This window comes from Actinacidiphila yeochonensis CN732 (assembly GCF_000745345.1).
Classification (GTDB): Bacteria; Actinomycetota; Actinomycetes; order Streptomycetales; family Streptomycetaceae; genus Actinacidiphila; species Actinacidiphila yeochonensis.
This window is the reverse complement of record NZ_JQNR01000005.1, coordinates 4605980-4630761: the sequence shown is the minus strand read 5'-3', so window position 1 is coordinate 4630761 and position 24782 is coordinate 4605980. Positions and strand designations below refer to the sequence as shown.

17 protein-coding genes and 1 pseudogene are annotated in these 24782 nt (G+C 75.3%); 9 read left to right on the top strand and 9 right to left on the bottom strand.

Annotated elements, in window-relative coordinates; translation table 11 throughout:
• Positions 1 to 36: 36 nt before the first annotated feature.
• From BS72_RS40175 to BS72_RS30765, 3 genes and pseudogenes are all read right to left on the bottom strand, one after another.
• Positions 37 to 3176 (bottom strand): annotated as a pseudogene (locus tag BS72_RS40175) (AAA family ATPase).
• Entirely contained in the window at positions 3176 to 4336 is a 1161-nt protein-coding gene (locus BS72_RS30770) for an exonuclease SbcCD subunit D (RefSeq protein WP_037915182.1), read from the bottom strand. The pseudogene BS72_RS40175 and the gene BS72_RS30770 overlap by 1 nt, the downstream one beginning before the upstream one ends.
• A gap of 189 nt (positions 4337 to 4525) precedes the next feature.
• Complete coding sequence (locus tag BS72_RS30765; RefSeq protein ID WP_037915179.1) at positions 4526 to 5152, bottom strand: YigZ family protein; 627 nt, start codon at positions 5150 to 5152, stop codon at positions 4526 to 4528.
• Positions 5153 to 5293: 141 nt separating this feature from the next.
• Between BS72_RS30765 and BS72_RS30760 the strand changes: the two genes are divergently transcribed.
• Complete coding sequence (locus tag BS72_RS30760; RefSeq protein ID WP_037915176.1) at positions 5294 to 5698, top strand: CoA-binding protein; 405 nt, start codon at positions 5294 to 5296, stop codon at positions 5696 to 5698.
• A gap of 28 nt (positions 5699 to 5726) precedes the next feature.
• On the opposite strand, the gene BS72_RS30755 is transcribed toward BS72_RS30760, so the two are convergent.
• The 4 genes from BS72_RS30755 to BS72_RS30740 form a co-directional block, all read right to left on the bottom strand.
• Positions 5727 to 6269 (bottom strand): YbaK/EbsC family protein, encoded by a 543-nt coding sequence (locus tag BS72_RS30755; protein WP_037915173.1) that lies wholly within the window; start codon positions 6267 to 6269, stop codon positions 5727 to 5729.
• A gap of 163 nt (positions 6270 to 6432) precedes the next feature.
• A complete protein-coding gene (locus tag BS72_RS30750) occupies positions 6433 to 7293 on the bottom strand; it encodes an acyltransferase (RefSeq protein ID WP_232792587.1) in 861 nt (286 codons plus the stop codon).
• 521 nt (positions 7294 to 7814) lie between these two features.
• Positions 7815 to 8477, bottom strand: a complete 663-nt coding sequence (locus BS72_RS30745) for a DedA family protein (protein ID WP_037915170.1) — start codon at positions 8475 to 8477, stop codon at positions 7815 to 7817.
• Positions 8478 to 8798: 321 nt separating this feature from the next.
• A complete protein-coding gene (locus BS72_RS30740) occupies positions 8799 to 9221 on the bottom strand; it encodes a DUF4442 domain-containing protein (protein ID WP_037918456.1) in 423 nt (140 codons plus the stop codon).
• A gap of 630 nt (positions 9222 to 9851) precedes the next feature.
• Between BS72_RS30740 and BS72_RS30735 the strand changes: the two genes are divergently transcribed.
• Together BS72_RS30735 and BS72_RS30730 are read left to right on the top strand one after the other, a co-directional pair.
• Positions 9852 to 10619 carry a hypothetical protein gene (locus BS72_RS30735; protein ID WP_157856366.1) on the top strand — a complete coding sequence of 256 codons (768 nt, stop codon included), beginning with the start codon at positions 9852 to 9854 and terminating at the stop codon, positions 10617 to 10619.
• 319 nt (positions 10620 to 10938) lie between these two features.
• On the top strand, positions 10939 to 12261 hold the full coding sequence (locus BS72_RS30730; protein ID WP_232792586.1) for an MFS transporter: 1323 nt from the start codon (positions 10939 to 10941) through the stop codon (positions 12259 to 12261).
• Positions 12262 to 12369: 108 nt separating this feature from the next.
• On the opposite strand, the gene BS72_RS30725 is transcribed toward BS72_RS30730, so the two are convergent.
• Positions 12370 to 13215, bottom strand: coding sequence for a spermidine synthase (locus BS72_RS30725; RefSeq protein WP_037915165.1), 846 nt, complete (start codon positions 13213 to 13215; stop codon positions 12370 to 12372).
• A 398-nt stretch (positions 13216 to 13613) separates the two neighbouring features.
• Here BS72_RS30725 and BS72_RS30720 point away from each other — a divergent pair, with 398 nt between their 5' ends.
• Both BS72_RS30720 and BS72_RS30715 read left to right on the top strand, forming a co-directional pair.
• Positions 13614 to 14834 carry an MFS transporter gene (locus BS72_RS30720; protein WP_037915162.1) on the top strand — a complete coding sequence of 407 codons (1221 nt, stop codon included), beginning with the start codon at positions 13614 to 13616 and terminating at the stop codon, positions 14832 to 14834.
• Between the two features lie 336 nt (positions 14835 to 15170).
• Positions 15171 to 15908: a TVP38/TMEM64 family protein gene (locus BS72_RS30715; RefSeq protein ID WP_051951862.1), complete on the top strand. Its 738-nt coding sequence runs from the start codon at positions 15171 to 15173 to the stop codon at positions 15906 to 15908.
• Between the two features lie 107 nt (positions 15909 to 16015).
• Here the strand turns inward: BS72_RS30715 and BS72_RS30710 are convergent, their stop codons facing one another.
• Positions 16016 to 16630: a flavin reductase family protein gene (locus BS72_RS30710; protein ID WP_037915160.1), complete on the bottom strand. Its 615-nt coding sequence runs from the start codon at positions 16628 to 16630 to the stop codon at positions 16016 to 16018.
• 313 nt (positions 16631 to 16943) lie between these two features.
• Here BS72_RS30710 and BS72_RS30705 point away from each other — a divergent pair, with 313 nt between their 5' ends.
• The 4 genes from BS72_RS30705 (at position 16944) to BS72_RS37590 (ending at position 24670) form a co-directional block, all read left to right on the top strand.
• Complete coding sequence (locus tag BS72_RS30705) at positions 16944 to 17579, top strand: YceI family protein (protein ID WP_037915157.1); 636 nt, start codon at positions 16944 to 16946, stop codon at positions 17577 to 17579.
• Between the two features lie 879 nt (positions 17580 to 18458).
• The gene (locus tag BS72_RS30700) at positions 18459 to 21179 is read left to right on the top strand and encodes a glycoside hydrolase family 97 catalytic domain-containing protein (protein ID WP_232792585.1); all 2721 of its coding nucleotides are present in this window, start codon (positions 18459 to 18461) and stop codon (positions 21177 to 21179) included.
• Positions 21180 to 21479: 300 nt separating this feature from the next.
• Positions 21480 to 22688 carry an IS110 family RNA-guided transposase gene (locus tag BS72_RS30695; protein ID WP_037910641.1) on the top strand — a complete coding sequence of 403 codons (1209 nt, stop codon included), beginning with the start codon at positions 21480 to 21482 and terminating at the stop codon, positions 22686 to 22688.
• A gap of 302 nt (positions 22689 to 22990) precedes the next feature.
• Positions 22991 to 24670: a hypothetical protein gene (locus BS72_RS37590; RefSeq protein WP_198545985.1), complete on the top strand. Its 1680-nt coding sequence runs from the start codon at positions 22991 to 22993 to the stop codon at positions 24668 to 24670.
• Positions 24671 to 24782: the final 112 nt, after the last annotated feature.

Here is a 24782-nt window from a genome sequence, read left to right as displayed (position 1 = left end):
GGGCGCGCCGGGTCCGCGGTTGGCGTGGGCGGCAGGTCAGCCCGCGGCGGTGCGCAGCCGGATCGTGGAGCCGTCGCGGCCCTTGGCGACGCGGAGTTGGGCCGGGATGCGGTGGCGCAGGTCGGCGACGTGGCTGACGATGCCGACCGCCCGATCGCGTTCCCGCAGGGTGTCCAGCACGTCCATGACCTCGTCGAGGGTCTGGTCGTCGAGGCTGCCGAAGCCCTCGTCGATGAAGAGGGTGTCGAGACGGGCGCCTCCGGCCTCGTCGGTGACGACGTCGGCCAGTCCGAGGGCGAGCGCAAGGGAGGCGAAGAAGGTCTCGCCGCCGGAGAGGGTGGCGGTGTCGCGCTCGCTGCCGGTCCAGGCGTCGACGACCATCAGGCCGAGGCCGGACTTGCCGCGACCGCCGGCCCGCGCGTCGGTGTGGACGAGGGTGTAGCGCCCGCCGGACATCCGCTGGAGGCGGACGCTCGCCGCGGCGGCGACCTGTTCCAGCCGGGCGGCCAGCACGTAGGTCTCCAGTTCCATCCGGTAGCGGTTCTCCGCGGAGGTGGCCGAGACCAAATCCGACAGGCGCCGCAGCCGGGCTGTCTCGGCCCGGTGCGGGGCCAGCCGGCGGACCAGGGTGTCGGCCTGCCGGCCGAGCCGGTCCAGGTCGCGGCAGCGGTCGGCGGCGGCCGACTCGGCGGCCGAGGTCGCGCGCAGTCGCCGCTGGGCCGCCTCCTGGGCGGCCTGCGCGGCAGCGGGGTCGGCGGGTGGCAGCAGTGCGGCGGCGGCCGGCTCCTCCTCGGCCAGCGCGGCCTCCGCGGCCGCCTCCTGCCTGGTCCACTCCGCGACCTGCCGCTGTACCCGCCACAGCTCCGAGGTCGGCAGCAGCGCCGCACGCGCCTCCTCGGCGGAGCCGAATCCGGCTCCGGCCGCGGCCTGTTCGACCGCCGCCTCGGCCTCGGCGAGCCGGTCGGCGGCCCCCGAGCGCTCACGCAGCGCGTGGGCGGCGCGGTCAAGGAGGCCGATGCGCTCGCCGAGGCCGAGGCGGCGGTCGCGGACGGTCGTGTGGCCGGCCCGGGCGCGGTCCCGTTCGGCCTCCAGCCGTAGCCGCTGCTCCTCCAGCTCCTCGCGCAGCGAGGCGTGGGCGGCGGCCCGGCCGGCCGCCCGCCGGTGCTGGTCGGTGCGCCGGTCCCGCTCCCCCTCCGCGCTCTCCATGGCGGCGCGGGCCTGGGGCAGGTCGGCGGCGGCGCGGGCGGCGTCCTCCGCGCGGGCCGCGGCGACGGCGTACTCGGCGTCCAGGTCGGCGCGCGGGGCGGTACCCGCCTCGGCGGTCGCGGCGGCGTGTTCGGCGGCCAGCCGGGACGCGTTGTCGCGTGCCTGCTCGTGGGCGCTCTGGGCCTGCTGGTGGGCGCGGCCGGCGGCGTCCTCGTCGGCGCGGGTGACCTGGCGTCCGGCGGGGCGGGCCGGAGCGGGGTGGTGGCCGGAGCCGCAGACCCGACAGGGCTCGCCCTCGGCGAGGCCGGCGGCGAGTTCGGCGGCGATCCCGGCGATGCGCTCCTCGCGGGCGTCCTGCCACCGGTCGCGGGCGTCGGCGGCGCGGTCGCGGACGGCGCGGGCGGCGTCCTCGGCACGCTCCAGCCGCTCGCCGAGGTCGTCGCGCCGGGCGGCGGCCCGCGCGCGGGCGCGGGCGGCGGCGGCCTGGCCGGCGAGTTCCACGGCCTGCGCGGCCGCGCCGGCTCCGGCGTCCACCCGCTGCTGGAGCCGGGCCCGTTCGCCGGGCCAGCGCTCCAGCCAGGTCCGGGCCTCGCGGGCGGCGGTCTCGTCGGCGCGCTCCTCGGCCTCCAGGCCCGCCAGCCGGGCCCGTACGGCGGCGGCCCGCTCCTCGGCCTCCTCCGCGCCGGCCAGTCCGCCGAGTTCCTCGCGCAGCAGCCCGGCGCGCTCGGTCAGTGCCTCGGCGCCGCCGTGGCCGCGCTGTTCGCCCGCGCCCTCTGCCGGTGCGGCGCGCTCCGCGTCCGCGCCGCGCCCGGCTGCGGCGGGGCGGTCTCGCGGGAGGGGTGCGCGGCGCGGGCGGCCGGGACGACGGCGGCCGGCGGGAGTTCACCGGCGCGGGCCAGGGAGCGCCGGAGCTCCTCGGCGGCGGCGAGCGCCTCCTCGTACCCGGTGGCCGCCTTCTCCCGCAGCGCCAGGGCGGGTTCGACGGCCAGCGCCCGGTTGGCGCGGTCGAGGCGGGCGCGCGCGGCGGCGCGGCGGGGCTGTTCCCCGGCGACGGCGGCGGCGCGCTCGACTGCCACGCGGTGGCGGCGCTGGAGCGTGTGCAGGGCGCGGGCGGCGTCGGCGGCGCCACTGGCGGCGTGGTGTGCCTCCTCGGCCGCGCGTGTCCCGGCCCACGCGACGGTGTGCGCCTCGCGGGCCTCGCAGCGCAGAAGGGCGGCGCGGGTGAGCAGGTGCGCGCCGGGATCGCCGGGACCGCCGCCGTCGGAAGCGGCCGGAGCGGTGTCGGAGGCGGGATCGGCGGGGAGCGGGCCGGCGGCCTGCCGCATCCGGGCGGCCAGGTCGCGCAGGTCGGCGTCGCCCGAGGTGACGCCCTGCTCGGCGGCGTGCCGCAGGTCGCGCAGCCGCCGTTCCACGGCGCGGAACCTGCCGGTGTCGAAGAGCCGTCCCAGCAGGTCGGCGCGCTCGGCGGCGCCGGCCCGCAGGAACGTCGCGAACTCGCCCTGCGGCAGCAGCACCACCTGGCAGAACTGCTCGCGGCTCATGCCGACCAGCTGCCGGATCTCCTCGCCGATCTCCTGGTGGGACGTGGACATCCCGCGCCAGCCGTCGCCGGTGTGCTCGCGCAGCAGCGTGACGGCCTTGTCCACGGTGGTGCCGGTGCCGCGCTTCTTGGCCCGCGGCTGCTCGGGGCGCCGGGTGATCTCCAGCCGCCGCCCGCCGGCGGTCAGCTCCAGGACCACGCCGGTGGCCGTACCGGGCGCCGCGTGGTCGCTGCGCAGCCGGGTGGCGGGGCGGGCGCCGGGCACCTGGCCGTACAGGGCGTAGCAGACGGCGTCCAGGACGGAGGTCTTGCCGGCGCCGGTGGGGCCGTGCAGCAGGAAGAGACCGGCCGCGGACAGCTCGTCGAAGTCGACGTGCTGGGTGCCGGCGAAGGGCCCGAAGGCGGTGATCTCCAGACGGTGCAGGCGCATCAGTCGCGTTCCGCTCCCACGGCGTCGGCCCGGACGGTGTCGAGCGCGTCACGCAGCACGAGGCGCTCGCCCGGGTCGGGGACGGTGCCGCGGACGTGGACGACGAAGTCCTCGGCGATCTGCTGGTCGGTGCGGCCGCGCAGCCGCTCCGCGTAGCTGGCGAGCGGGTCGTCGCCGGTCGGGTCGGGGGCGAAGGCGAGGGTGAGCACGTGCGGGAAGCGCTTGGCGAGCGCGGCCATCGGCTCGTGCGGGCGGAACGGGTCGGTGAGGGTGGCCTCCACCCAGGAACCGGCGTGGCGGTCCAGGTCCGGGTCGGCGAGCAGGTCGTCGAGGCGGCCGCGCAGCCGGGCCAGCGGCCGGGGCACGGGGGTGTCGACGCGTTCGGCCGTGATCTCCCCGCCGGGTCCGAGCTCGACCAGCCACATGCTCTTGCGGTGGTGCTCCTCGGAGAAGGAGTAGGCCAGCGGGGAGCCGGAGTAGCGGACCCGTTCGCTGATCGTCTGGCAGCCGTGCAGGTGGCCGAGGGCGGCGTAGTGCACCCCGTCGAAGAGCGCGGCGGGTACGGCCGCCACACCGCCGGCGGTGATGTCCCGTTCGCTGTCGCAGCCCGCGCCGCCGATGACGAAGGCGTGCGCGAGGACGACCGCGCGGGTGCCGTCGGGCCGGGCTGCGAGGTCGGCGCGGACCCGGTCCATGGCGGCGCCGAGCACGGCCGTGTGGTCGGCGGTGCGCGCCCCGAACTCCTCGCGGACCAGTGTGGGTTCGAGGTAGGGCAGCCCGTAGACGGCGACGTCGCCGTGCCGGTCGGACAGCAGCACGGGCTGGTGGCAGGTGGCCGGGTCGGTGCGCAGGTGGATGCCGGCCCTGCCCATCAGCCCGGAGCCGACGCCCAGGCGGCGGGCCGAGTCGTGGTTGCCGGAGGTCATCACCGCCGGGACGCCGAGGTCGGCGAGCCGGTGCAGCGCCTGGTCGAACAGCTCGACGGCGGCCAGCGGCGGTACGGCCCGGTCGTAGACGTCGCCCGCGACGAGGACGGCGTCCACCTCGCGGTCGCGCACGGTCGCCACGAGGTGGTCGAGGAAGGTCTGCTGGGCGTCGAGCAGGCTCACCCGGTGGAAGGACCGGCCCAGATGCCAGTCCGAGGTGTGCAGGAATCTCACCGCGCTCCCACCTGCCGCTCCGTCCCGTCCGCCGGCCCCCGCGCGGCGGCCGTCCCCGTCCTCGGGCGTGGCCCCGAGGGCCGCGCGGCAGGGATCACCAGGAGTCTAGAGGGCGGGGCCGCGGCAGCCGGGGACCGCCCCCATGGGTGTCACGGGGTCCGGAGGGGTCCGGCGGACCAGGGCGGGTCGTCAGAGGGTGACGAAGGCCGAGCCGTCAGCGGCGCAGGTGGCCGACCCCGCGGTGGCGTCGGCGAGCCAGCCGCGGAAGGCGGGCACGTCGCCCTCGGGTACGGCCAGGTGGAAGGTGACCTCGGCGCCGTAGCGGACCTCGCGCAGGGTGTGGCCGGCGGCGCGCAGGTCGTTCTCCAGCCGGCCGGCCCGGCCGTGGCCGGCGGTGACGGTGAGCAGCGCCAGCCGCCGCCGCTCGACGGTGCCGACGCTGTCGAGGGCGGCCGAGACGGCGCCGCCGTAGGCCCGGACGAGGCCGCCGGCGCCGAGCAGGACGCCCCCGTAGTAGCGGGTGACGACGGCGACGGTGTCGCGGACGCCCCGGCCGAGCAGCACCTGGAGCATCGGGGTTCCGGCGGTGCCGCCGGGCTCGCCGTCGTCGCCGGCCCGCTGCCACCGCCCGTCGGCGCCGACGACGTAGGCGAAGCAGTTGTGGGTGGCGTCGGGGTGCTCGCGCCGCACGGCCCGCACCGCCTCCTGCGCGGCCTCCTCGCTCTCGGCGGGGGCGAGCGTGCACAGGAAGCGGGAGCGCTTGACCTCGCTCTCGTACGTGCCGACCCGGGCCACCGTCAGATACCGATCCTCCACCTGGCCAGGGTAGGCGGTTGCGCCGAACGGCTGAACCTCTGACCCGGGGGAATGGCTCCGTTCCGGAGCGTGTTGCCGCCCGTGGAAAGAGCCGCGCCCTGCGCGCGGCACGGAGGACGTGCGGGAGTGGAGGGCCGAGGGGTGTACGGCGACGCGGCGACGGTACGCAGGATCCTGACCGAGAGCGGTGACACCTGGGCGGTGGTGGGCCTGTCGAACAACACCTCGCGGGCCGCCTACGGCGTGGCGGGAGTGCTCCAGCGGTTCGGCAAGCGGATCGTGCCCGTGCACCCCAGGGCCGAGACCGTCCACGGCGAGCAGGGCTACGCGTCCCTGGCCGACATACCGTTCCCGGTGGACGTGGTGGACGTCTTCGTCAACTCCGACCTCGCCGGGGCGGTGGCGGACGAGGCGGTGGCCGCAGGTGCGAAGGCGGTCTGGTTCCAGCTCGGCGTGGTCGACGAGGCGGCCTACGACCGGACGCGCGCGGCGGGCCTGGAGATGCTGATGGACCGCTGCCCCGCGATCGAGATTCCCCGGCTGTAGGGCCGGTCCGCGGGAGGACCGGTCGCGGTCAGCTCGGGACGGGGATGCCGAGGCCGTCGAGGACGACCGCACCCGGAAGCGCCGCCAGCACGGGGCCGGGCACGATGAGCTTGCCCCGGCGGGCACCGCTGCCCACCACCAGGTGGGGGGCGGCGGCCACGGCGGCGTCGACGAGGAGCGGCCATCCGACGGGCAGCCCGACGGGCGTGATGCCGCCGTACTCCATGCCCGTCTCGCGTACCGCCGTCTCCATCGGCGCGAAGGACGCCTTGCGTACGCCGAGGTGGCGGCGGACCAGGCCGTTGACGTCCAGGCGGGTGGTGGACAGCACCAGGCAGGCGGCCAGGGTGACGTCCTGGCCGCGCTTGCCGGCGACGACGACGCAGTTGGCGGAGCAGCCGTCGAGGTCGGCGCCGTAGGTGGCGACGAAGTCGGCGGTGTCGGCCTTGGCCGGGTCGGTGTCCACATGCAGCATGTCGGAGGTGACGGCGCCGGCGACCGTCGGCGGGAGGAGGTCCTTGCGCTCGGTGGCGGGTCGGGCGTCCTCGAAGGAACCGATCGGTGCTCGCATGGCGGGCAATCTAGCAAAGGGCTTCCGAGGCCCGCGGCAGTGCGCTTGATCCCGCCTCCCCGCGGCCGGGTCCTCCCCGGCCGCCCGTCGACGGCTGGCGGCTGGCGGCTGGCGGCTGGCGGCTGGCGGCTGGCGGCTGGGTACGGTCCGCCCGGCCCGGGGTTCAGGCGCCAGCGGGCTCCTCCAAGCCGTCGAGGTCCAGCCGCCGCTCGGGCGGGACGGCGGCGGGATCGCCAGGAGCCGGGACCGTGCCCGGCTCCCCGGCCGGTTCCCGGGCGGGGGCGGAGCCGGAGCCGCCGTCCTGGCCGGAGGCGGAGCCGCCGTCGGCGCCCGGGATCGCGGGTGCCGGGCGCAGCGGTGGCTGCCAGCCGGCCTCGGGTGTCCAGCGGCGGACGATGCGGGCGGGCGCGCCGGCCACCACCGCGTGGTCGGGCACCTCGCCGCGGACCACGGAGCCCGCGGCGACGACCACGTTGCGGCCCAGCCGCGCGCCGGGCAGCACGACGCTGTTGACGCCAAGCCAGCTGCCCGCCCCGATCTCCACCGGCGCCGCGTGGGGCCACTGCTCGCCGATCGCCGTCTCCGGGTCCCGGTAGGAGTGGTTGGTGCTGGTGATGTAGACGTTGGGCCCGCAGTAGACCTTGTCTCCGAGGGTGATGGGCGCCAGCGCCACCACGTGGCTGTCGCGCCCCAGGACGACCCCGTCGCCGATCGTGATCACCGGATCGGGTCCGTAGTCCAACTCCGCCGGTGCCAGCCCGACCGTCAGGGTGACCTGCTCGCCGATGATGCAGCAGGCTCCCAGGTGGATCCAGTGCTCCCCGAAGACCGTGCCCAGGGGGAAGGCCAGGCGGGTGCCCCAGCCGATCCTGCCGAAGCGCAGTCGCCCGGGCCGCTCGGCGGTGACCGCCCCGGCCTCCTGGACGTGGCGCCACATCCGGTGCACCAGTCGCGTCGTGCCGCGTCGGCGCCAGGCCGCCACACGGGACACCGCGGAGGAGAACACGTTCTCGTTTTCGGCCACGGGCCCACCGTATACGCTGCGCTCCCCTCTTGGGCCGCCGCGGCCGCTGTCGGAGGCCGCGCGGGAGCGCGCCGTCAGCCGCCACGGCGAGTGGCCCAGGGGCGCGGTTCCGCGCGGTCGGCACGGTCGGCCAACCGGCTCGCCGCGACGGGCGGTTGCGAGGTGCGGCATCTCAGCCCGTCCCGCGGCTCCGCGGCCGCACGACCCACGGCGCCGCGGGCGGCACCGCCTCGTGTGACGGGCGGCGGCTCCAGGCCGGCGCGGAGGAGGATCGTCGGGCCGCGCCCTGCCGGTGGGCACGGCTGCCGAACCGTCCGCCCGGCGGCCACACCGCCCGGCGGCCGTTCCGGCTCGGCGCACCCGGCATGCTGCCGCCGCACCGGCAGGCACGGCGCTCCGTCCGGGCGCACGACGGGAAGCCCGCACGTGAAGCCCGCGGAGGAAGGTCCGGAGGAGGACGGGAGAGGTGGGACCTCGGACACGCGCCGCAGGGACCACCGGTCGGGGCTGTTCGAGCGGCGCTATTCAGCCGGGGTGCGGGCGGGCTCGCGCCGGCCGTCGGCGGCCTCGGCCTGCGCCGCCTCGTGCGCCCGGGCGGACCGGCGCTTGACGACGACCACCGAGGCGATGCCGAGGAGCACCGCGATGGCCAGGGCGAAGTACCCGAAGCGCTTGATCCACGGCTCGGCGACGACGCCGACGTAGTAGATGATCGCGGTCATGCCGCTGGCCCACACCACGCCGCCCAGGGCGTTGGCCGCGATGAACTTCGGGTAGCGCATCTTCAGGATGCCGGCCATCGGGCCCGCGAAGATCCGCAGCAGCGCGACGAAGCGGCCGAAGAAGACCGCCCACATCCCCCAGCGCTCGAAGGAGCGTTCCGCGGCGGCGATGTTGGCCTCTGAGAAGTGCCCCGGGAAGCGGCGGCCGCACCAGTCCAGCAGGGGTCTGCCGCCCTTGTGCCCGATGGCGTACCCGACGGAGTCGCCGGCCACGGCGCCCAGCACGGCGCTGGCGCCGACCAGCCACGGGTCGGCGTGGCCCTGCGAGGCGAGCAGGGCGGCCGTGATCAGGACGATCTCGCCGGGCAGCGGGATGCCGAGGCTCTCGACGCCGACCACCAGACCCACCGTCAGGTAGACGGCCAGCGGGGGAAGGCCGTCCAGCCAGCCCTGCGCGTTCACTGCCGGTGCCCTCCCGTGTCGGACGGTGGTCCGCGTCAGCCTGGGGCGCCGACGCTACGGGAAGCCTAGCCGAAGGGTCCGCGGACCCGGTCGGCCGCAACCACCCGACAACCGAACAACAGGCGGATGATCGGGTATTCCGCTCGCGATCCCACCGTTGCGGCGGACCGCCGGCGCCGGTCGCCCCGACCACCCCGCAGCACCTGCCGCGCACCCCCGCATGCCCTATACGGCCCCCGTCCTGGACGCCGGGCCGGCGTCCAGGACCGGCGTCCGGGACCGGCGCCCAGGACGGGTCGGCGGGCCGCGGCCCCGGACCGCTCAGCCGTTGGGCCGAAGTGTCCACACCACCGTCATCCGCCCGGTCTCGGCGCCGTCCGGGCGGACGGTGGAGACCTCGACGGGGAACTCCGGGCGCTGCCCCGCGTCCAGTTCGGCGAGCACCTCGCCCGCCGGGCGGCCGAGCACCGCGGTGGCGACGAGGTCGCCGCGGGCGATCTTGCGGTAGTCGACCTCCGCGCGCACCGGCAGCGGGGTGGCCCTGCCGAGCGTGTCACCGAACGCCGCCAGCACCACGGCACCGGAGGCGGACTCGCCGAGGGTGAACATGGCTCCCGCGTGCGGGCCGCCCACGTGGTTGCGGTACTCGGGCTGATCGGGCAGCCGCAGCACCGCACGCTCCGGGGTGACCTCCACGTACTCCAGCTTGAGCGTGGCGACCATGGGCACGGTCGACGCGAGCAGCGCGCCGAGTGAGCGGGTGGCCTCGTCGGGCGCGGGGGCGCCGTCCGGACCGGCGGGGCGGGCCGGTTCGTCCGCCTGGGCCGTCGAAGTCACCGGAGTCGCGGGTGCGGCGGCGGAAGCACCGTCCGCCAGGGCGTCTTGAGCCTGTATCTCGGGCATACCGTCAGGTTACCAACGGGTAGGAAATCCGGAGGTGCATTGCCGACGGAGCCTCCCCTACTGTTTCCCGCCATGTGGCCAGGAGACCAGCAGTCCGGGGGCGAGCGGTGTCCGCAGGGCGATCCCCCCACCACCCCGCGGTACTCGCGGCCGTTCCGGCAGCCCCCGCCGCCGGGTCCGCCGCCGCGGAGCCCCTACGCGCCGCCGCCGTCCGCCGGCCCGAACGAGGATCACGGCCACGCGCGGCAGCCCGCCCAGGGCCACCCTCCGCAGCAGCCGCGGACGCCCTACCAACCGGGTCCCTACCGGCAGCCGGCCCCGGGGTTCGGTCCGCCGACCCCGCCCTACCCCCACCCTGCCGGACACCCGCAGTGGCGGTTCGGGCCGGGCACCCCGCCGCCGGGTCTCCCGCCGCAGGGCGGTGGCCGCAACCGGACCACGGTTGTCCTCTCGGTCGTCGCGGCGGTCGCCGTGACCGCCGCTGTCGGGGTGGGGGTGACCGTCCTGACCGGCGGTGGCGGCGGGAGGCCGGCCGCGAAGGACACCACGGCGGCCACCACCGCGACGCGCGCTGCGGCACCGTCCCCCTCCGCGCCGCGGTCGGATGACGGCGGCCAGACCGACAACCCTCGCGGCGCCCCGGACTCCGTCGGCGTCAAGTCCGTCATACCCGGCTGGAAGGTGGTCCGCGGCGGCGAGCGGAACGTCGCCTTCGACGTTCCGCCGGACTGGACGGTGGACGCGGAGAGCATGAGCATCGGCTTCGAGGACGACAACGGCAAACCCCAGGAGGTGATGAGCTCCCCCGCGTACTACCAGCACGACTGGTGCGACCCGGGCGACTCCGTCGGCGCGGACCGGGGCGCCGTGGGCACCAAGGGCGCGGCGGGCGCCGGGAGCCTGCGCGAGGCGGCGGAGACCGAGGCCGCGTCGTGGGCGTACTGGGCCTACCAGGACAAGGGCAAGGGCACCTTCTCGAAGGCCGAGGACAGCCGGGCGTTCCACAACGACCACGGGATCTCCGGCTGGCAGGCCCAGGCGACGGCCACCGGCCTTCCCAAGGCCGACAAGTGCTCGCCGCCCGGCGGCATCGCCTACACGGTGGCGTGGATGGACCCGTCGCAGAGGCTCCCGACCCCGGTCGTGTGGGTGCTCTACGCCGACACCGGCATGAACGACCAGCTCGCCCAGTCGGTCGTCGACAGGATCAAGAGCACCATCCGGCCGCTCAAGGACTGAATCACCGGCCACGGCGTACGGAACTCACGGCCCCCGTCGCTCCGGCGCCGCACCGGCCGCCACACGTCCGAGGCCGATGGGCGGCCGCGGCGTACGGAGTGGGGCCCCTCTTGCCAGCGGTTGTAAGGGGTACATCGCAGGGGGACGTCCCCTTACAACCGTGGCGCGCCAACCGTGGCGCGTCCCCTCTTACGCCCATGAGGGGACGCGCGCGCACCGTCGGACGGAGCCGGCGGCGGGCGCGGGCCGCCGGGCCGGCGCCGGGCCCCGGACGGGGACCAGGTGGCGGCGAAAGCCCCTCGTCAGGGATAGTGCCTCGGTGAGTACCGCCGCCCCGCCCTCCTCCCCCACACCCGCAGCCGGCCGCCGCAGGCTGCTGCCGAAGCCGCCGGAGTGGGTCGGACGGGACTTCCGCCTCGTCCTCGGCGCCTCCTTCATATCCAACCTCGGCAACGCCGGCGCCTCCATCGCCGCCGTTTACGCGGTCATCGACCAGGGTGGCGACGCCACGGACGTCGGCCTGGTGACAGCGGCCAGGGTCCTGGCGCTCGTGGTGTTCCTCCTGGTCGGCGGGGCGGTGGCCGACCGGCTGCCCCGGCAGCGCGTCATGGTGGGCGCGAACGTTCTCAACGCCGCCTCGCAGGCCGCCTTCGCCCTGCTGGTGCTGACCGGCTCGCCGTCCCTGTGGACGATGGCGCTGCTGGTCGGGCTGGGCGGCGTCGGCCAGGCGTTCTTCTCCCCCGCCTCCGAGGGACTGGTGCTCTCCAGCGTCGATCCGGCGCACGCGAGCCGGGCCTTCTCGGCGTACCGGCTCTCCATGAACGGCGCGATGATCATGGGCGCGGCGGTGGGCGGCGCCCTCGTCGCCGCCGTCGGTCCGGGCTGGGTGCTGGCCGTGGACGCGACCTGCTTCGCGCTGGCGGCGGCGATGCGCTCACGGCTGGGCGTCTCGGCCCGCGAGAGTGGGCCGCGTTCCGGAAGCGTCCTGTCGGACCTGCGCGACGGCTGGCGCGAGTTCTCCTCCCGCTCGTGGCTGTGGGGGATCGTGGTGCAGTTCGGCGTGGTCAACAGCGTGGTGATGGCCGTCGAGTCGGTCTACGGCCCGCTGGTCGCCCGGGAGCACCTCGGCGGTGCCGGGCCCTGGGGCCTGGCCCTGGCCGCGGCCGGCGCGGGCACGGTCGGCGGCGGGCTGCTCATGATGCGCTGGCGCCCGCGCCGGATGCTGCTGGTGGGGACGCTCGGCGTCTTCCCGCTGGCGCTGCCTCCGGTGGCGCTGGCACTCGTCGTGCCGACCTGGCTGCTGTCGCTGATGATGTTCGCGGCGGGCACGGCCATCGAGGTCTTCGCCGTCGGCTGGATGCTGGCGCTCCACCAGGAGATCCCGGAGGAGAAGCTGTCGCGCGTGTCGGCGTACGACTGGCTCGGCTCCGTCTCGCTGACGCCGGTCGCCGCCGCGCTGGCGGGTCCGGCCGCGTCGGCGTTCGGGCGCACGCACACCCTGTGGGGCGCGGCCGGGCTGGTCGTCCTGCTCACCTGCCTGGTGCTGGTGCTGCCGGAGGTGCGACGCCTTGAGCGTCGCCACGTCCCCGCGGCGGGCGGGAAGGCCGCGGTCGCCGAGGCCGAAGCCACGGCCGGCGCCTGAACCAGGCGGCACCTGAACCGGGCGGGCCCGAGCTGGGGCGGCCCTGAACCGGGCGGACTGGGACGGCCCCGCGCTGGGCGCGCCGCCCGCCGTGGCGCCGCGAGGGCCTCACCCCACGGTGAAGGCCCCGCTCGGCGGGGGCGGGGAGTCGGCCGCCGAACCGTCCCGCACCGGTGCGCCCGGAAAGGCGCGCAGCGCCTGGGCGGTGTCCAGGACCCGCGCCGGGAAGGGGTCGCCGGCGCACCGGCGGGTGAGGTCCGCCCACGGCAGCGGGCGCCGGGCGGCCACCACCACGGCGTTGCCGTAGCGGCGCCCGCGCAGTACGCCGGGTTCGGCGAGGACGGCCAGCTCCGCCTCGGGCCCGAACGCCTCGCGGAGCGTGGCCAGCTGGCCGCCGAGGAAGGCGAAGGGGGCCCGGTCGGCGAGGTTCGCGACGTAGACGCCGTCCGGGCGCAGCACCCGGGCCGCCTGCGCGGCGAACTCGACCGAGGTGACCCGGGCCGGCACCCGCGCGCCGCCGAAGACGTCCGCCACGATCAGGTCGAGGCTCCCCGAGGGCCTGCCGGCCAGCCACTCCCGGGCGTCCTCGGTCCAGGTGCGCACTCCGTCGTCGGCGACCGGAAGGTGCTCGGCGACCAGCGCGGCCAGGCCCCGGTCGAACTCGACGACGTCCTGGCGTGATCCCGGCAGCGTCCGGCCGAACCGCCGGGGAAGGGTGAGAGCCCCGCCGCCGAGGTGCGCCACGTCGACGGGCGCGGCGCAGGCGGCCTCCGCCACGTGGGCGACGCGCCGTACGTACTCGAACTCCAGGTGCTCGGGGTCGTCGAGGTCGACGTACGACTGGGGGGCGTCGTCCACGGTCAGCAGCCAGGCGCGGGGCCGGTCCAGGTCCGGCAGGAGCTTGGCGGTGCCGAGGTCGACACGGCGGGTCACGGGGGTCGGCTCGTCGTGCACGCCACGATTGTGCCCCCTCCGTCCGGACGCCCGCGCCGCGCCCTCCACGGGGCCCGCGCCCTCCTGTGCGCCGGGCCCGCCGTCCGCCGCCCGCAAGTCCCGTCGTCCCGCCGGCGGCTTCGTACGGCCCGTGGCCGCACCGCCGCGGCCACGGGCGGCGGCGCGGCCACGGTGCGCGGAGGCCGGGGCTCCCGAAGGGAGGACGGACCGGCTCCGCACCTCCCGGATACGGGAACGTCGAGTTCTCGTCACCCGGGTGTGACATGGAGGAATTCCGGTGGTGGCAGACTTTGTTCCGCAGCTAAACTTAAGGCGTTCCGGGGTCGCCGGCCCGCCCGCGCCACCCGTCTTCCGTCTCCGTCTTCCGTGTGTCTCTGTCTTCCGTGGAGGAACCTTCCATGCCCCTGGCCATCCTCGCCCTGGCGGTGAGTGCCTTCGGCATCGGCACCGCCGAGTTCGTGATGATGGGTCTGCTGCCCAACGTCGCGGGTGACCTCGGAACGTCGGTGCCGACCGCGGGCTACCTCGTATCCGCCTACGCGCTGGGCGTCGTCGTCGGCGCGCCGCTGCTCACCGCGCTCGGCGCGCGCCTGCCCCGCAAGCAGATGCTCCTGCTGCTGATGGGGCTGTTCATCGTGGGCAACTTCGGTTCGGCGCTCGCCCCCGGCTACTGGACGCTGCTGGCGGGACGGTTCGTCTCCGGGCTGCCGCACGGCGCGTTCTTCGGCGTCGGCGCGGTCGTCGCCTCGCGGCTGGTCGCCCCCGAGCGGCGGGCCCGCGCGGTCGCCGGGATGTTCCTCGGACTGACGGTGGCCAACATCGTCGGCGTGCCGGCCGCCACCGCGCTCGGCCAGCACCTGGGCTGGCGGGCCACGTTCATGGTCGTCGCGGCGGTCGGCCTGCTGGCCCTGGCCGCGCTCGGGCTGCTGGTGCCGCGGCTGCCGGAGGGCCAGCAGGCCGGCGTCGGCCCGGAGCTGCGCGCGCTGCGCGAACCCCAGGTGGTGCTCGGGCTGCTGACCGCGGTCTTCGGCTTCGCCGGCGTGTTCGCCGTCTACAGCTACCTGGCCTCGATGATGACCAAGGTCACCGGGTACTCCGACTCCTCGGTGACCCTGCTGCTGGCGCTCTTCGGCATCGGCATGACGCTGGGCGCGCTGGCCGTCGGACCGCTCACCGACCGGGCCCTGCGGCCCACCCTCTACGGCTCGCTGGCCGCCCTCACGGTGGTGCTGGTGGTCTTCCCCTTCATGGCGCACGACAAGGTGACGGCCGCCGTGGCGGTGGTCCTGCTGGGCGGGGTCGGGTTCATGACCACCACACCGCTCCAGGTGCTGGTGATGAACAAGGCGCGCAACGCCCCCACCCTCGCCTCCGCCTCCAACCACTCCGCGTTCAACCTGGCCAACGCGGGTGGCGCGTGGCTCGGCGGCGCGGCCATCTCGGCCGGTTGGGGCTGGACGTCGCCCGCCCTGGTGGGCGCGGTGCTCGCGGTGGTCGGCCTGGGCATCGCGGTGACCGCGGGGGTGCTGGACCGCCGTCCGGGCGCGGCGTCCACCGTCTCCCCCGTCGTCGCCGAGGGCGGCCCGCGGGTGCGCGACGAGGTTCTCGAACACTCGTGACGGTGCCGGACCGGACAGTGAGGGCGCGCCCCGCCCGGGGGCGCCTTCACCGTCCGGCGGTCCCGGGCGCCCGACGCCCCGCCTGAGGCCCGGCTCCGCCCCGCCTCCCCCACGGACCGCCCCGCACGGCGCGCGCCGTGCGGATCGGGTGCGGCCCGGGCCCGTCCCGCCCGCCCGGTGACGCGGGCCGGTGACCACTGCCGACGGCTCGGCTACGCTCGCCGGGTGCCCGACTCCGCCACAGCGCCGCCGCCAGCACCCGCGCCCGCACCCGACAGCCGGGCCGAGGGGGCTCCGCTCCCGTCCTCCGGCCCGGCCTTTCTCCGGCCAGGGCCGGTGCCGTCGCCGGACCCGGCACCCGGACGGGCGGTGCGGCGGCTGCGGCCGGCCGCGTCCCCCTGGGCCCGGTTCGCCCTCCTGGCGGCGGTGCTGGGGGCCGCGATCGGGGTGGCGCTCGCCTGCCACCCGCAACGGCTGCTGACGCAGGGCTGGCCGCCGCACACGTCGAGCTCCGGCGCCGCCCTGGTGTTCGCCCTCGCCTACGGCCTGGCCACCGTCGCGTTCGTGCCGCGCCCGCTGCTCAACGCAGCGGCGGGAGCCCTGTACGGCATCCAGGCGGGCCTCCCGGCGGCGGTCGGCGGCACGGTGCTGGGCGCCGGGCTCGCCTTCCTGCTCGGCAGGTACCTGGGGCGCGACGCGCTGCGGCCGCTGCTGCGGGGGCGGTGGGTGCTCTCGCTGGACCAGGAACTGAGCCGCCACGGCTTCCGCAGCACCCTGGCGCTGCGCCTCTTCCCGGGCGTGCCGTTCGCCGCGGCGAACTACGCGGCGGCCCTCTCCCGCGCCCGGCTGGGCCCGTTCCTGGCCGCGACGGCGGTCGGGAGCGTGGCCAACACCGCCGCGTACGTCGTCGCCGGAGCCCGCGCCGCCTCGCCCACCTCGCCGGTGTTCCTGCTGGCCCTGGGCTTTCTGGGGGTGACGGCGGTGGCCGCGACGGCCTGGGCGCGCCGCTCCCGCCGTTCAGCGGACCGCGCGGCGGCGCCGGTCGAGGAGCGAGTCGACGCCCCTGCCGGCTGACCGGTCACCGCCGACGGAGGGCCACCGGGCGCGGCACCGGCCAGGAGCCCCCAAGGGCACCGGCCAGGAGCCCCAACCGCGTCGGCCGGGCGGCCCGACGGGACCGGTCAGGAGCCCAACGGGTTCGGCCACTCCTCGACGGGAATGCGCTTGATCTCCAGGATCTCGCCGACGGTGGCCCACTCGTCGCGGCCGAGCCGGGACAGCGGGCGCAGCCGCTCCACAGCCGGCAGGCCGTCGACCATGACCGACTCGGAGACCGCGGCGTGCACCACGCGCCCGAAGACCACCGTCGAGTCTCCCAGCCGCAGGGTGCTGTGCAGCTCGCACTCCAGCGCGACCGGCGACGCGGCCACCCGGGGCGGCTTGACCCGCAGGCTGGGTTCGCGGGCGATACCGACCTGGTCGAACTCGCTGACCTCACGCGGGAAGGCCGTTCCGGTCGCGTTGACCTGCTCGAAGAGGTGCTCGGGCGCCAGGTTCACCACGAACTGCCCGGTCTCCTCGACATTCCGCACCGAGTCCTTCCGCCCGACGGACGCGAACTGCACGATCGGCGGTTCCACACAGGCGACGTTGAAGAAGCTGTGCGGCGCGAGGTTGTCCGTGCCGGACGCGGACGTGGTCGACACCCACGCGATCGGCCGGGGCACGATGACCGAGGTCATGAGCTTGTAGAAGTCGTTGCGGCCCTGCTGTCGCGGGTCGAAGTCGATGCGCATGGGGCCAGTATCCACGCCCTCCCCACCGCCTCCCGAGGCGCGTCGCGGCCCGGCCGCACCCTCGTCGGAGGACGTGCCGATCCCGCAGGGGAGCCCGGGGCTTCCCTGCGGCCCTCGGCCCCCGTCCCGCCTCACGACTGCCCACTGTCGCCGCGTTCCGCACAGCGTCGGTCACCCTACGTGCCATTCGGAGGCGGAAAAAACATCCGCCGCGGACGGAATACTCCGGCGACCACCCTCGTTGAAGCGGTTGAATGTTCAACAGAATGTCGAGGCTCCACCCCGGAGTCGCGCCCGTCCCCAGGAGCACGTCATGGGTATCTTCAGCCGCAAGAGCACTGCCGGCACCAGCACCGCCACCGCCACCGCCACCACCACCGCCGCGACGCCGTCGGCCGTGAACCCCGCCCTGGCCGCCCTGACCGGCGACTACACGCTCGACCCGGCACACTCCACCATCGGCTTCGTCGCGCGCCACGCCATGGTCACCAACGTCAAGGGCAAGTTCTCCGAGTTCACCGGCTCGCTGCACCTGGACGGCGTGGCTCCGGAGCGGTCCACGGCGACCCTCGACGTCACGATGGACAGCATCGACACCGGCTCCGCGGACCGCGACGGCCACCTCAAGAGCGCCGACTTCTTCACGACGGACGAGTTCCCGACGATGACCTTCCGGTCGACGGCGGCAGAGGCCCTGGGTGGCGACGACTACCGCATCACCGGCGACCTGACCATCCTCGGCACCACGAAGCCGCTCACCATCGACCTGGAGTTCAACGGCGCCGCCAAGGACCCCTTCGGGAACGAGCGGGTCGGCTTCGAGGGCAAGGCGGAGATCTCACGTTCCGAGTGGGGCCTGACCTGGAACGCCGCGCTGGAAACCGGTGGCGTCCTGGTCTCCGACAAGATCAAGCTCAACTTCGACATCTCGGCGATCAAGAACGTCTGAGGTGTGATCGCCGGGGCGCGCCTTCCCGGCCCGCCCAGACGGACGTCGACCACCGGACCGGCCCGGACACCCGGGCCGCCGGCGTGAAGGCCCACAGCTCGGCGCGCCGCCCCGCCCCACCCCCGCACCCTCCCCCTGCGGGCGGACCACGGCAGGCAGGGGCCGCCCCGGCGCCGCCGACCGGGAGCGGGGAGGCCAGGGAGCCGGGAGCGGGGAGGCCGCGGCCTGGATCCGGAGGCCGCCGTTCGAGGGTGGAACCGTCTCCGGCCGCGCCGCGGTCAGCACGCGCGCGGCACACGCGGCCATCGCCCTCACCGGGGACGTCGGGGGTCTTGGCGACGTCGGGGCGCCTCGGGGTTCCCACGTCGCGCCGCCGACCAGGCGCTGGACGCCGCCGCGGCTGGCGCGGCCCGCCCGCTCGGCGGCTGCCAGCCGCTCTTCCCGGGCGCCCGGGCGAGCAGCCCGCGCCCGCGCGTCACACGCCCCGCGGTGAGGGTCCGCCCGGCCGAGGTGTGCCGCGCGGTGAAGGTCCGCCCGGCCGAGGCGTTGCCCCGCGCCGGGCACCGCCGATGAGGTCCAAGCCGCGCCGGGCCGGCAGCCGTGCTTCCGGGACGAGGTCCGCCCCGCCCACGACCGTCCGGTGCCGCCCGCGCCGGGCCCGTCCGTCGGCACCACCCGCGGCACGAGCGGGAGCCAGCCGCGGCGAGCTCGATCCAACTCGGTCCAAACGCTTGACGCACGTGTGGGACTCCGGTGACATGTGATGGAAAACCTCGGAAAACGTTCGTAGTTGTTCATCCAACGACTGTCGAGCCCGTAGTGGAGACAGAGCAGGGATCGCTTCCGGCGGCGTCCGGCAGTCCACGGCAAAGGACATGCATGCGACTCAGGCGTGAAAGACTCCGGCGGGTGGTGACCGGCGTGGCCCTGTCGGCGCTGCTGGGCAGCGGACTGGTCGTGGCGGCTGCCGCGCCGTCCACCGCCGCACCGCACTCGACCGACACGTGGACGGTGGACGACCCCGGCCGCTCGACGCTCACCGCGCAGCTCGACCTCGACTCCGCGGGCGAGCTCCACCTCGCGGTCGACCGCGGCGGCGCGCCCGTGCTGCTGCCGGGCCGACTCGGCATCCGTACCGACCAGCACGATCTGACGACGGGTCTGGAACTGATCAGACGTCAGGATCGCACGGTTCACGAGTCCTACCGGATGACCACGGGGAAGCAGCTGCGGCGCTCGGCCACCATGCGGGAGGCGACGTTCACCTTCCGCGGCGCCGACGGAGCCCAACTGGGCGTCGCCGTGCGGGTGTCCGACGACGGTGTGGCCTACCGGTACCTGCTGGACGACAAGGGCACGGTGACCGTGACCCAGGAGGCGTCGACGTTCGACCTGCCGACGGACGCCGAGGCATGGGTCCAGCCCTACGCGACCAGCTACGAGACCGAGCGCACCGAGACCACCGCGGGCGCGGCCAACACTGCGCAGCCCCGGACCTGCACCGGCGACACCTGCTCGTTCGGCTACCCGACGCTGTTCCAGGTCGGCGGCACATACGTGCTGCTGACGGAGGCGGACGTCGACGGCCGGTACTCCGGCAGCCACCTCGACCATGTGGACGGCAGCGGCGCGTACTCCGTCGCGCTCGCGGACGACGCGCCCGTCACCTCGCAGGGGCCGCTGGCGACGCCGTGGCGCACGGCGATCGTGGGAGACCTGGACACGCTGGTCGGCTCCACCCTCGTGGACGACCTCGCGCCGCCCTCGAAGGTCGAGGACACCTCCTGGATACGGCCGGGCGTGGACGACTGGTCCTGGCTCAGCGACGGTTCGAGCCCCGGCGACTACGACCGGCAGCGCGACTTCGTGGACTACGCCGCCGAACACGGGCTCCAGTACACCCTGGTGGACGCCGGATGGCAGGCGAGCTGGGTCCCGGAGCTGGTCCGCTACGCGCGGGCCCGCGGTGTGGACGTGATCCTGTGGTTCGACTGGAACGACCTCAAGACGCAGCAGCAGCGCGACGACTGGCTCCCCAAGGTCAAGGCGTGGGGCGTCGCGGGCGTCAAGGTCGACTACATGTACTCCGACTCCCAGTCCACCTTCCAGTGGTACGACGCGATTCTGCGGGACACGGCGAGGCTCCGGCTGATGGTCGACTTCCACGGCGCGACGATCCCCCGCGGCCTGCAGCGCACCTGGCCGCAGGTGATGAGCGTCGAGGCGGTCCGCGGTGAGGAGAACGGGCAGAACCCGACCCGCGACATCTTCCTCGCCTTCACCCGCAACATCGTCGGCTCGATGGACTACACCCCGACGTGGTTCTCCCGCCCGAACCGGCAGGACTCCCTGGCGCACGAGCTGGCCCTTCCCGTGGTCTACGAGTCCGGTTGGACGTCGCTGGGCGACAACCCCGAGGGGTTCGCCGCCCAACCGGTGGCCGAGCGCTACCTCGAACAGCTCCCCACCACCTGGGACGAGACGCACCTGGTATCCGGCGGCCCCGGCCAGCAGCCGGCCGGCGACCGGCAGGCCGTCATAGCCCGCCGCAACGGCGACCGCTGGTTCGTCGGCGGCATCCTGGCCGGCCCGGGCGACACGATGACGGCACCGCTCGGCTTCCTCGGCAAGGGCACGTGGCTACTGGAGACGGTCGGCGACAGCGACGGCCAACTCCAGCGCACCGTGCGGACGGTGACCGCCAAGGAGACCCTCGACGTCCCGGCAGCCGCCAACGGCGGGTTCGTCGCCCTGGCCTGCCCCGCGACCAAGGGCCGTACCGACTGCGACCATCCGGTGATCACGGCGCCCGCCACCTCCCTGGCCCTGGACCCGTCGGCCACGACCGCGGGCCCCGGCGCGAAGGTCGGGATCGACGCGACGTTCGAACTGCCGCAGGGAACGGCCCTGCGCCAGGTGCGGTTGACGGTGGACCGCGACCGGCTCCCCGCGGGCTGGACCGCCTCGGGCCGGGACGTGACGGCCGGCTCGCTGCCGGCGGGCAGGGCGCTCGACGGCCGCTGGACCGTGACGGTCGGCAAGGACCAGCCCGGCGGCGAGGTCGACGTACCCGTGGTGGCCACCTACGCCAACCCGGCCGGCGGGAAGGCACCGCCCATCCACGTCGAGGAGATCGCGCGGGTCTCCATCCCGCTGCACGGCACCGTCTACGCCAGCGACCAGCCCTTCCTCACCGAGACCAACGGCTACGGGCCGGTCGAGCGCGACCAGTCCAACGGCGAGGCCGGCGGGCAGGACGGACACCCCCTGACCATCGGCGCCACCGTGTACCCGAAGGGCCTGGGCATGAACGCGCCGGCCCAGGTGCAGATCGACGTCCAGGGCCGCTGCACCCGCTTCGAGGCCCACGTCGGCGTCGACGACGAGACCAGCGGGCAGGGCAGCGTCACGTTCACCGTGCTGGGCGACGGCAGGCAGCTCGCGGCCACCGGCGTGCTCCACGGCGGCCAGGACGCGACCGACCTGACCGCCGACGTCACCGGCGTGCACACCCTGACACTGGCGGCCGGTGACGGAGGCGACGGCAAGAACTACGACCACGCCGACTGGGGGCTGGCCCAACTCACCTGCGCGAACTGACCGCTGGCGGGTGCGCACCGCCAGCCCCCGGCCCGCCGCCCCCGTTATGTTTTTCGTGGTCCTGCAAGAGGGCCGCTGGCCTCCGGGCCCGGTATGACTTTTGCCCCCTGTCGATCGGATGACCTGGGGGGTGGTGTCACCGGGCCCGAGGGGTGCCGTCGGAGACGCTGATGAGAGGTCCGGCCGCCGCCCGGCCCGGCGCAATGCCCGGCCATCCGCGGGCGGCAGGTCTGCATAACGTGGATGCGCGAGAACGGCCCCGATGCCCAGGCCAGCAGGCAACGAGCATGTGGGGGCACGGTGATCGACACAAGCGGTGTGGGCGTCTTCCTCGGACTGGACGTCGGCAAGAGCACCCACCACGGGCACGGCCTGACGCCGACCGGCAAGACGGTCTTCGACAAGCAGCTGCCCAACAGCGAACCGAAGCTGCGGGCGGTCTTCGGCAAGCTCGCGGCGAAGTTCGGCACCGTGCTGGTGGTCGTGGACCAGCCCGCCTCGATCGGCGCCCTGCCACTGGCCGTGGCCCGCGACGCGGGCTGCCGGGTCGCCTACCTGCCGGGCCTTGCCATGCGCCGGATCGCCGACCTCTACCCGGGCGAGGCCAAGACCGACGCCAAAGACGCCGCAGTGATCGCAGACGCCGCCCGCACCATGCCCCACACCCTGCGCTCGCTGGAACTCACCGACGAGATCACCGCCGAACTCACCGTCCTCATCGGCTTCGACCAGGACCTCGCAGCAGAGGCCACCCGCACCTCCAACCGGATACGCGGCCTGCTCACCCAGTTCCACCCCAGCCTCGAACGCGTCCTGGGCCCGCGTCTGGACCACCAGGCCGTCACCTGGCTCCTGGAACGCCACGGATCCCCGACCGCCCTACGCACAGCCGGCCGCCGCAAGCTCGTCGAACTGATCCGCCCCAAGGCCCCCCGCATGGCCACCCGACTCATCGACGACATCTTCGACGCCCTCGACGAACAGACCGTCACCGTCCCCGGCACCGGCACCCTTGACATCGTCGTCCCGTCCCTGGCCCGCTCCCTCGCGGCCGTCCACGAGCAACGCCGAGCCCTGGAAGCCCAGATCAGCGAACTCCTGGAGGCCCACCCTCTTTCCCAGGTCCTGACGTCACTGCCCGGCGTCGGCGTCAGGACCGCCGCAGTCCTCCTGGTCACCGTCGGCGACGGCAGATCCTTCCCGAGCGCCGCCCACCTCGCCTCCTACGCCGGCCTGGCACCAGCGACCAGATCCTCCGGAACCTCGATCCACGGCGAGCACGCCCCCAGAAGCGGGAACCGCCAGCTCAAACGCGCGATGTTCCTCTCCGCCTTCGCCGCCCTCCACGACCCCGCCTCCCGCACCTACTACGACAAATGCCGGACCCGCGGCAAAACCCACACCCAAGCCCTCCTCCGACTCGCCCGCCACCGCATCAGCGTCCTGTTCGCCATGCTCCGCGACGGAACCTTCTACGACCCACCCCAATCCGATGCAGCCACCGCATGACCACCCCAAACTTGACGAAAGACATAGAGGCACCCCCCCCGACGGCGTCGGCCCCACCTCCGCGCCCCGTACCCGCCCCTACCACCGGCGCGGGTACGGGGCGCGGTCCGCGCGTGAGCCCTTGCCCAACGGGAAGGCGGTACGCGAAGGTGTCGGTGCGGCCGACACCACCGAGGACACCGGTGCTGCTGGTGCAGTCGGTACGAGGAGCGGCCTGTGGAACGGGCGGGGAAACACGCCGGGAACACGTCAAAAACGCGTCAGGAACGTGCCAGGAACGTGTCGTTGAAAGGAAGCCGCGCATGGCAGCAGAAGAGTCGTCACCGGAGGATGGCGCCCGACCTCCGGTGACCCGTACGGGCCGGCCGGCGGACCGTACGGGGGGAGGCCGAAAGGGGCGCGCGCTGCGCACGGCGTCGATCCTGACCGCGACGTCGGTGCTGAGCGTCCTGCACCTGACCGGGGGCGCCCTCGCGGATCCGCCGGGTGCGAACGGCGGGGCACGGGCGGGCTCGTACGGCAGCGACAGCAGCGGGCAGGCCGGCCGGAGCGGCAACGGCTCGGGGCCGGAGTCCGGCGCGATAGGACTCGGGGCGACCTACGGGAACAGCTCCCATGGCGCCCCGGCCGCCGCCGGCGCGAGCGTCGGAGACGGGAAGACCGGCGCGGGTGCCGACGCGTACGGCAGCGGTACGAACTCGGCCGGCGCGGGCGCCGCCAAGGCCGGTCCCGGCGGCGGCCTCTCGGTCGGAGACGCCACCGCGACCGGGAGCGGCTCCGGCGCCGACTCCAACGCGTCCACCAGCAAGGGCACCGCCTCATCCGACGCCTACGGCGGCGGCCAGGGCGCCAACGCGACCAGCGGCTCCAGCCAGGCCGGCGCCGCTTCCTCCGCGAGCACCAAGGGCGGCGGGTTCTCCGGCGCCAACGCGGACTCCGGCGCCGTCTCCTCCTCGGCGGCGGCCTCCAGCCCGGGCGGCGACACCTCCGCGAGCGCGGCCTCGGGGCCGCTCGGCAGCGCCGCCAAGGCCGGTATCGGCGCGACCGGCGCGTCGGCGAGCACCTCCGCGGCCGGTTCGTCCGCGGCCGGCAGCGAAGCCGGCGGCAGCAACGCACAGGCGTCCGCCACCAGCAGCTCCGGACCGACCTCGGCCACCTCGACCGGCATCGGCGGCCCGCTCGGCGGCGTCTCCTCGGCGACCGCCTCGGCTCCCGACGGCGGAACCGCCACGGCACAGGCGCCCGGCGCCGCTCCCGCGAGCATCTCCGGGCCGCCCGGGACCAGCGTCTCCGCGAGCGCCTACAGCGGGTCGATCGCCGGCACGCCGGGCGCGATGCTGGGTTCGCCCTGGGGCGCGACCACCACGAGCACGACCGCGTCGGCCCCCGCGGCACCGGCGGCACCGGTGGCTCCCGCAGCACCGGCGGCCCCCGCAGCACCGGCCGCACCGGCCGCACCCGCTGCGGCGGCTCCCGCTGCCGCAGACGACGCGGCTCCTGCCGCCGCCCCGGCAGCCCCGGCAGCCCCGGCAGCCCCGGCGGATTCCGCCCCGGCAGCCCCTGCGGATTCCGCTCCGGCGGCCCCCGCAGCCCCGGCAGCCCCAGCAGGGGATGCGGCCGCCGCGTCCGCACCCGGCGACGACGGCACGGACTCGGCCGCCGCGTCGGACTCGGGCGATGACGGCAGCGCCGCGGCTTCCGGCGACGACGGCGGCTCCTCCGACGGCAGCTACGGCGGAGGCGACGGCTACGGCGGGGGTGACAGCGGGTACGGCGGCTCCTCCGACGGAGGTTACGGCGGCGACAGCGGCTACGGCGGTTACGGCGGAGGCGACGGTGGTTACGGCGGAGGCGGTGACGGCTCCGGCGGGTACGGCGGCGGCAGCGGAGACGGCGGCTCAGGCAGCGGCGGCGACGGCGGGGGCTCCGGCGGAGGTGACGGCGGCGGCTCCGGTGGCGGCTCCGGAGGCGGAGGCGACTAACCGTACTGACCACGAGCGTTGTTGACGCCGTCAGCACTTGATCACGGCGAAGACCTCCATGCGGTGGAGCTGCCCAGGCCCACACCGCATGGAGGTCTTCGTGTCCCACCGC